Origin of the sequence: Cupriavidus sp. HPC(L) (genome assembly GCF_000307735.3) — a bacterium.
Taxonomy (GTDB): domain Bacteria; phylum Pseudomonadota; class Gammaproteobacteria; order Burkholderiales; family Burkholderiaceae; genus Cupriavidus.
On record NZ_AMPR02000210.1, the window covers coordinates 1 to 5,145 of the forward strand.

A 5,145-nucleotide genomic window follows, 5' to 3' on the forward strand; every position below is an offset into this window, starting at 1 on the left:
CGTTACCGCTGCCGCCGCCGTTGCCCCCGCGGAAATCGGTCACATACCAGCCCGAACCCTTGAGCTGGAACCCGGCCGCGGTCAGCTGCTTCTTGAAGGCCCCCGCCGTATTGCAGGATGGGCAGTCGGTGAGCGGGGCATCGCTCATTTTCTGCAGCACATCGCGCCCATGGCCGCAGGCGTCGCAACGGTAGGCATAGATCGGCATCGTGGTTCTCCGGGAGATCCCCATTGGCTCAACCAGGGGATCGACAAAGGGGTCGACAAAAAATCAAAGGAGATCAACGCGCGCGGCCGGCGCGGCGTACCAGGCTGTCGCCCGCCACCGTCCGGCCATGCAAAGCCTTGAATTATAAACCGTTTGGACGCCGTTGCCGCCGGAAAAGCGGCCGGCCTGGGGCGCAGACCGGCCGATTGGCGGCCCGGGCGCAAATTGGCCGCGCGGCAGCCCTTTCCGCCGGCAAATCAGGCGATGTGCACTTCCTTGACCGGCGGGCGGTCGCCGATCCACTGCGGCAGCAGCGAGCCGAACACCATGCCGCCCAGCGAGAACAGCAGGCCGACCATCTGCGGCGGCACCGCGGCGTCGGCGAAGGCGATCTCGGCGACCAGCCACGAGCTCAGCCCCAGCAGGATCGCCGCAAGTCCGCCCTGGCGGGTGGCACGCTTCCAGAACAGGCCGAACGCCAGCGGTACGAAGGACGACACCAGCGTGACCTTGTACGCATTCTCGACCATATGGAAGATCGACAGATGCGAGTTCAGCGCGAACAGCGTGACCGCCACGGTGAAGACCAGCACCACGGCCTGCATCACGCGCAGGAAGCGCCGGTCGTCCAGATGGCGGAAATACGGCCGCAGGATGTTCTCGGCGAAGGTCACCGACGGCGCCAGCAGCGTGGCCGACGCGCAGCTCTTGATCGCCGACAGCAGCGCGCCGAAGAACATCACCTGGGCGAACAGCGGCGCGTGATCGAGGATCAGCGTCGGCAGGATCAGCTGCGAATCGGTATCGATAAAGCGCTGCACCATCGCCGGATCGATCAGCGTGGCCGAATACGCCAGGAACATCGGGATGAAGGCGAAGCAGAAGTACAGCACGCCGCCCAGCACCGAGGCGCGCGCGGCGATGTTCTCGGTGCGCGACGAGGTGACCCGCTGGAACACGTCCTGCTGCGGGATCGAGCCGAGCATCATCGTAAACAGCGCGGCGGCAAAGCCGATGATCTGGATCAGGTCGAGCTCGGGCAGGAATTCGAACTTGCCCGCCGCGGCCGCGTGCGACACCACCGCCGACACGCCGCCGGCCTGGCCGCTGACCTCGTAGCCGATGTACAGCATGCCGATCACGATGATGATCATCTGGATGAAGTCGGTGATCGCCACCGACCACATGCCGCCGAACAGCGTGTAGATCAGCACGCTGGCGGCGCCGATCATCATGCCGGCGTCCTGCGACAGCGCGCCGTCCGAGACGGTGTAGAACACCAGCCCGAGCGCCTTGATCTGCGCGGCGACCCAGCCCAGGTAGGACACCACGATGCACAGCGTGGTCAGGATCTCGGCCAGCCGCCCGTAGCGGTTGTGATAGTAGTCGCCGATCGTCAGCAGGTTCATCCGGTACAGCGGACGGGCGAAGAACAGGCCGACCAGGATCAGGCACAGCGACGAGCCGAACGGGTCGGACACCACGCCGGACAGCCCTTCCTTCAGGAAGACCGCCGGAATGCCCAGCACGGTCTCGGAGCCGAACCAGGTCGCGAACACGGTCGCGGTGACCACGTAGAACGGCAGGCTGCGGCCCGCCACGGCGAAGTCGGTCGTGTTGCGCACGCGCAGCGCGGCCCACAGGCCGATGCCGACCGAGATTACCCAGTAGATGATGACAAACCAGATCAGCATGCTGCTGCCCTATCCCAAAGAGCCCAGGGGCCAAGAAACCGAATGGCGGACGGCGGCAAGGTGCGCGCGCCCGCAGTCCAATTCATCGGTCGGGGCCGCGTGGGTGGCGGATCGGGTGCCCTGGGACGAGCACTGGCCTGCGGTCGTAGCCGAATCAAAACGCGGATTATAGCGATGCAAGCGGCGATACAAGCGCGCCCTGCCAAAAAAATCGGCAGCGGCGCGACGCGTCGGCGCGGGCTGGATCGGCGACGGCGGCAGGCCGACGCTGGGTCGAACCCTCAACCGAACCAGTCGACCAGCTGCGTGGCCACTACCGCGATGGCCACGGCGCCGATCAGCAGCAGCCCGATCGCCAGCATCCGGTTGGTGCGGCGCTGCTCGACCACCAGCGCCGCCAGCAGGCGGTCCTGCTGGCTGTTGTTGACCAGCGCGCGGCGCTCCAGGAACTGGTGCGCCAGGCGCGGAAAGTCCGGCAGCATCTTGGCCCACTGCGGCGCTTCGACCTGGATGCGTTCCCAGGCGCCGCGCCAGCCGACCTGCTCATGCATCCAGCGCTCGAGATAAGGCTTGGCGGTCTTCCACAGGTCCAGGTCCGGGTCCAGCTGGCGGCCCAGCCCTTCGATATTGAGCAGCGTCTTCTGCAGCAGCACCAGCTGCGGCTGGATCTCGACGTTGAAGCGGCGCGAGGTCTGGAACAGCCGCATCAGCACCATGCCCAGCGAGATCTCCTTCAGCGGCTTGTCGAAGTATGGCTCGCAGCAGGCGCGCACCGCGCTTTCCAGCTCCTCGACCCGGGTCTGCGGCGGCACCCAGCCTGACTCGACGTGCAGCAGCGCGACGCGGTGGTAATCGCGGCGGAAGAACGCGATGAAGTTCTGCGCCAGGTAGTTCTTGTCGAACTCGGACAGCGCGCCGACGATGCCGAAGTCCAGCGCGATATAGCGGCCGAAGGTCTCGGGCTGCACCGACACCAGGATGTTGCCCGGGTGCATGTCGGCGTGAAAGAAGCCGTCGCGGAACACCTGCGTGAAGAAGATCTCGACGCCCTCCTCCGCCAGCCGGTGCAGGTCGACGCCGGCCGCCTTCAGCGATTCGGTGCGCGAGATCGGGATGCCGTGCATCCGCTCCATCACGAACACCTCGCTGCTGCAGAAGTCCCAGAACACTTCCGGCACCAGCAGCAGCTCGGTGTCCTGGAAGTTGCGGCGCAGCTGACTGGCGTTGGCCGCCTCGATCATCAGGTCGAGTTCGTCATGCAGGTACTTGTCGAACTCGGCGACCACCTCGCGCGGCTTGAGCCGCTTGCCGTCGGCCGACACCCGCTCGATCCAGACCGCGACATCGCGCATCAGCGCCAGGTCGCTGTCGATCACCGGCAGCATGCCGGGCCGCAGCACCTTGACCGCGACCTCGCGGCCGCGATACGGGCCGGCCTTCAGCGTGGCGAAATGCACCTGCGCGATCGACGCGCTGGCGACCGGCTGGTGCTCGAAGGTCTCGAACAGCTGCGTCAGCGGCCGGCCGAGCGAGCGCTCGATGATGGCGACCGCGACGGCCGGATCGAACGGCGGCACCTGGTCCTGCAGCAGCGCCAGTTCGTCGGCGATGTCGGCCGGCAACAGGTCGCGCCGGGTCGACAGCACCTGGCCGAACTTGACGAAGATCGGCCCCAGCCGCGTCAGCGCCAGCCGCAGCCGCACGCCGCGCGGCACGGTATCGAGCTTGCGTCCGATGGTGATGACCCTGACCAGCAGGCGGATATGCCGGTTCTGGAAACCGGACAGCACCAGCTCGTCCAGGCCGTAGTAGAAGATGACAAAGGCGATCTTGCAGAGGCGCAGGAAACGGGTCATGCAGGTCTTGTTGGTAAGCCGGCCGGATCGGGACGCGCTTTTTGCGCGTCGTTGCCGCCGGCGGGCGGGATTCTTGTCAGCGGTTCCGCGCTCGGCGCGGCTGGCCCGGTTCAGCGATGCGCGGACGGCAGCGGGGCGGCGCCGGCACCGGGGCCGGCACCCGCACCGCGCTCCAGCCGCTCCAGCCGTTTCTCCAGCCGGGCCAGATCGTCGCGCAACGCGGCCACATCGGCACGGAAATCGTCCAGCGCGGCATGGCGGACCAGCGTCGGCTGTTCGTCGAGCAGATATTCGGTCACGTTCTCGACCAGCGCCCGCCCCACCCGCAGCGCGCCGGCGTGGGCTTGCTGCGCGCCGTCGACCAGCCGCTGCGCGACGCTGTCGCCGACGGTGCCGCCCATCACGGCACGCAAGGCCCGCGCCAGATCCTCCGCGGCATCCCAGCGCAGGCTGCGCGCCAGCGTCGACACGGTATTGGCCAGCTCGGCATCGCCCTCCAGCCGCACATGGCGCATCGCGGCGGCCTGCCCGCCGGCGGCGACATCGGCCACCACCAGCGGCCATTGCTGCAGCGGCACGGCGATCGTCACCGACGGCGGCGGCGCGTCGGCGGCGGCCAGCGCGACCATGCCTTGCGCATCGATCCGCAAGGCCATCGCAAAGGCGGCAGCATCGAAGCCGATCACGCGGCCGGCATAGGGCGTCAGCAGCTTGCGCGCCCACGGCTCCTGTTCCAGCAGATGATTGAGCGCGGCGACGATGGGGCCGGCCAGCGCGGACGGAAGAGTGTTCATGGCGTGATGGTGCGGACCACGCCGGCCAGGCCGGCGCCAATGAAAAAGGCCCACGCGCGTTGGCGCGTGGGCCTCCATTCTAAGCCAGCGCCGGGCACATCACGCCGTACCCGGGCTTTGGCTCAAGCAGCGACGCGATCGCCGGCTCAGGATTCCTGCTGGATTCCCGCCAGCACCCAGCCGCCGGCGCCGCTGGCCGGCTTGGCCAGGTTCCACACCTCGGCGAACGGCTGCGCGGCCTCGCCTTCGTTCTCGCGGATCATGCCGCTGAAGCGCACGCTGGCCACATGCTGGTTGTCGGTCGACTCGATGCCCAGCAGCGTCGCGTCCAGCGTGACCACGTCGGTGTGATTGCCCTGCGTGCCGCGATCGCCCAGGTCCATCTTGATCTCGGCAAACATTTCCGGCGTGGTGAACTCGCGGATGTCGTCGAGATTGCCGGCGTCCCAGGCGGCCTGCAGGCGCACGAAGTAGACCTTGGCGTTGCGCAGGAAGGCTTCGGTATCGAAGTCCGCCGGCACGCCCCAGGGCTGCACTCCCTGCGACGCGGCCGCCGCGGCCGCCCCGGCCGGTTGCAGCGCCGGCTGTGCCGA

5 protein-coding genes are annotated in these 5,145 nt (G+C 67.7%); all 5 read right to left on the reverse strand.

Annotated elements, in window-relative coordinates; all coding sequences use genetic code 11:
- Nucleotides 1-208, reverse strand: a 208-nt coding sequence (locus tag B551_RS13030; RefSeq protein WP_023264258.1) for an FmdB family zinc ribbon protein, incomplete at its 3' end; no start/stop codon positions are given.
- 257 nt (nucleotides 209-465) lie between these two features.
- Nucleotides 466-1,902, reverse strand: coding sequence for a sodium:solute symporter family protein (locus tag B551_RS13035; RefSeq protein ID WP_023264259.1), 1,437 nt, complete (start codon nucleotides 1,900-1,902; stop codon nucleotides 466-468).
- A 281-nt stretch (nucleotides 1,903-2,183) separates the two neighbouring features.
- A complete protein-coding gene (ubiB, locus tag B551_RS13040; RefSeq protein ID WP_006579705.1) occupies nucleotides 2,184-3,758 on the reverse strand; it encodes a ubiquinone biosynthesis regulatory protein kinase UbiB in 1,575 nt (524 codons plus the stop codon).
- Between the two features lie 110 nt (nucleotides 3,759-3,868).
- Nucleotides 3,869-4,552, reverse strand: a complete 684-nt coding sequence (locus B551_RS13045; protein ID WP_023264260.1) for an SCP2 domain-containing protein — start codon at nucleotides 4,550-4,552, stop codon at nucleotides 3,869-3,871.
- 146 nt (nucleotides 4,553-4,698) lie between these two features.
- A partial coding sequence (locus B551_RS13050; protein ID WP_023264261.1) for a Tim44 domain-containing protein occupies nucleotides 4,699-5,145 on the reverse strand: 447 nt, incomplete at its 5' end.

Coding starts and splice junctions, on each gene's coding strand:
- B551_RS13045 (WP_023264260.1), bottom strand. CDS start 4,552: ATGAACACTCTTCCGTCCGCGCTGGCCGGCCCCATCGTCGCCGCGCTC.
- B551_RS13035 (WP_023264259.1), bottom strand. CDS start 1,902: ATGCTGATCTGGTTTGTCATCATCTACTGGGTAATCTCGGTCGGCATC.
- ubiB (WP_006579705.1), bottom strand. CDS start 3,758: ATGACCCGTTTCCTGCGCCTCTGCAAGATCGCCTTTGTCATCTTCTAC.